Genomic DNA, 2940 nt, shown 5'->3' with positions numbered 1-2940 from the left:
ATCCCACGGTGGCTCTTTACGTTGACGAAGCAACGCTCAAGAGTGGGAAACCACACCACTCACCGGGACGTAACCCCTGTTTGCGCATTTTGCTCTGGGAAGCGTCCAGTTGCAGGTCTTACAGATTTTGGTGCCACACACCCGCTCCTAGCGTTGTTTTGGCACCCAACTCGCAACGGAAGAAGAAAGCTGAGTACCGTTTCGGCCGGGTCGGCTTTTGAAGCATGGTGGCGCTGCCCGATTGGACACGAGTTCAAGAAGGCCGTCCATCTATTCCGCCGCTACCCAAGCTGTCCCAACTGCAGAGACCCGCATCGCTTTCGGGTACTTGTCGACCTACGAGAGAAGTACCCGAGTTATTCGGCACAGTGGGATCCTGAGCGGAACGCGACCAGCGTGCCACCGCCACTGTTGCTCGATGGCTACGACTCCGTTTGGTGGATATGTCCGAGTGGACATCCATTCAGTTCGACGATTGAGAACCGCCGGAGGCGCAAATGGAAGTGCCCTGCGTGCAATTCACGGCGCGCGCTGAGCGGTTTCAATGACCTTGGAACCACGCATAAGTCGATTGCGGCCGAGCTGCATCCAACGCTAAATGGGAAACTTCGGGCTGAGACTCTCTTGCCGCAATCACAAAAACGCGTTTGGTGGCTGTGCCCCAGCGGGCACGAATACCCGGCTGTTGTGGCCGTCCGCACCAAGCTGGGTATCGGGTGCACGAAGTGCACTGGCCGAAGCATCATCAAGGGTGAAACTGACTTTGCCACTGCCAGGCCCGAGAGCGCAGCGCGATGGCATCCCACACTCAACGGGGATATTACTCCCAGTGATGTGCATCCCGGTTCGGCCCAAAAGGCGTGTTTCACGTGTCCCTGCGGAAAACCGTATTGGACAGAAATACGCATGATGCGAGTCGACAGGTACTGCCGGGAATACACCGATTACCTCCGCTGGCACAGCGCCGTCGAAGACTTGGAGGTCAGTGCTGCATCGTAGAGTCAAGGTGTGATCGAACCAACGTACGCGCTCTCATGGCCGCGCGAACTCTTCGAGTGGGCGGCCAGTCGCATTCTTGACTCCGAAAGAGAGTTTCCCAAGGCAAAGATTGCGCTACTCCTGGAGGAGGCTTTCGACGACGACGATGTCGCCGGTCAATTTCTGCGAATGGGCACGGGATCTTTTGGCTGGGACTTTGAAGTGCCGCCCACTGCTAGCTCTGCACAGGATTGGTTCGTTGAACTGCTCAAAGACGAGTCGCGACTGCAGCCGTTCCGGCGACCGCTGTATTGGGCGCAAAGATACGACACGGATCTGGACGGCGGGACCGATATCTCTACCGGATTCGCGGGAGACTTCCTCGATCTCATCAACAAGCTCTCCGAGACTGGCTACATTCCAAAGGTTCTGCCGAAGTGGTGCCCGGACGCGGACAACCCGTCCGACGAATGGGTTTCGCAGCAAATATCGACAGCCATCCGAATCAGGACCGTCTGGCCGGAACTGATCCGAGATCCAGACACGGCATCTGATGCCCTCCTTTTCTCCCTTGTCGAGTACTTCCATGATCAAGCTCAACGCCCCAGCACATTTACGGTTCACGACTATGCGGGATGCGGCCGCCACTACGAGGGCTACGACGCGGTCGCCGGAAGGGCGATCTATCGCTGGCGAGTAAACCAACTACTTCGCGATCACAACATATCTCTTCAGCTTGCGGCCAACGGCGAAGAACAGGGTCGGCTCATACGTGAGTTCAGCGCGCCGCTTCAGGAGCTTGTGACTGAGCAGCTGGAAGCGCGCCAACAGCCGCAGGATGAGATTGCACATGCAATCCGTGACTTTCGGAGTCGAGGCGCAAGCCTTGTAGCCAAGCGGGCGGCAGTCACTTTGATTGCAAATAATCTTGAAGCGCGACGGAAGACGCTAAAAGCTCTCGTCAGTGACGATGAGAATGATCTCTTCAACATTGCCAACAATTTCGCAATCCGCCATCGGAACCCGAGCCAGAAGACCGACTATGGAGATCAATTTCTGGACTGGATATTCTGGAACTTTCTTGCTGCCACGGAACTACTCGACGCTCTTGAGCGGCGCGGGAGCGGTCTTCAGTGAATGTGGCCAAGTTAGATGCGACGCTCCGACCACGAGTGCTATTCAGCGATGGCCAACTATTTGCGAAAGTGGCCAACTAAATGGAGAAATGACACCTGGACCGGTAGGACGGCGGAAGGCCGGGAGCGCACTGCGCCCCCGGCCTTCCTCGTTCGTTCCGGCCGGCTAGTGGGCGGCCGTGGCGGCGGCGTGGCCCGAAGCGTCGTGGCCCGAAGCGTCGTCCCCCGTGTCCTGTGCTGCGCCGTGTGCCAGGTGCTCGGCGATCTTCTGGATCTCCGGGCCGTAGGTCCCGGTCCCGGCGTCGGTGGCGATCTGCTGGGCCGCGGCATCCTGCTGCTCGGCCGGCAGCGCCTTGAGCGCGGTCAGGGCGCTCTGCAGCTCGACCGGGAGCTTGTCGAACAGGGCGGGGTTGTCGACAAGGCTCAGGGCGAGCTTGGTGACGGCGGGACCCGCGTCCGTGGTGTCCGTCGCGGTGTCGCCGCCGGTGCCGGGGGTGCCGGCGTCGAGGCTGCCCTCGAGCGCTGCGTGCAGGGCGGCGCGCAGCGGATGCTCCGGGTCGGCCTGGATCGCAACGGCGAGCGCCTGCGCCTGCTCGCCATAGTTCCCGGCGAGAGCCGACGTGGCGATGAATTCGGCGGCGGCGGTGCGGTCCCCGTCCGAGGCCTGCGTGAGGGTGGTCAGGTCGGCCTGCAGATTTGCAGGCAGGCTCGCGAAGAGCTCGGCGTGATCTGAGATCGTCGCGGCGACCTTCTGGGCCTTCTCGCCGAAGTCCTGTCCGTGCGCGAGGTCCCCGCGCAGCTCGTGCGCGACGGAGCTGAAGAACGA

3 protein-coding genes are annotated in these 2940 nt (G+C 60.4%); 2 read left to right on the top strand and 1 reads right to left on the bottom strand.

Annotated elements, in window-relative coordinates; translation table 11 throughout:
• Positions 1-42 precede the first annotated feature (42 nt).
• Together QN357_RS19620 and QN357_RS18450 are read left to right on the top strand one after the other, a co-directional pair.
• The gene (locus tag QN357_RS19620; RefSeq protein WP_416347632.1) at positions 43-999 is read left to right on the top strand and encodes a zinc-ribbon domain-containing protein; all 957 of its coding nucleotides are present in this window, start codon (positions 43-45) and stop codon (positions 997-999) included.
• A 9-nt stretch (positions 1000-1008) separates the two neighbouring features.
• Positions 1009-2115, top strand: coding sequence for a hypothetical protein (locus QN357_RS18450; RefSeq protein ID WP_323505336.1), 1107 nt, complete (start codon positions 1009-1011; stop codon positions 2113-2115).
• Between the two features lie 165 nt (positions 2116-2280).
• On the opposite strand, the gene QN357_RS18445 is transcribed toward QN357_RS18450, so the two are convergent.
• Positions 2281-2940, bottom strand: a 660-nt coding sequence (locus QN357_RS18445; protein ID WP_323505335.1) for a hypothetical protein, incomplete at its 5' end; no start/stop codon positions are given.

This window comes from Cryobacterium sp. RTC2.1 (genome assembly GCF_035018685.1).
Taxonomy (GTDB): Bacteria; Actinomycetota; Actinomycetes; order Actinomycetales; family Microbacteriaceae; genus Cryobacterium; species Cryobacterium glucosi.
Note: the sequence above shows the minus strand (reverse complement) of the source record. Positions and strands in the feature narration are given on the sequence as shown.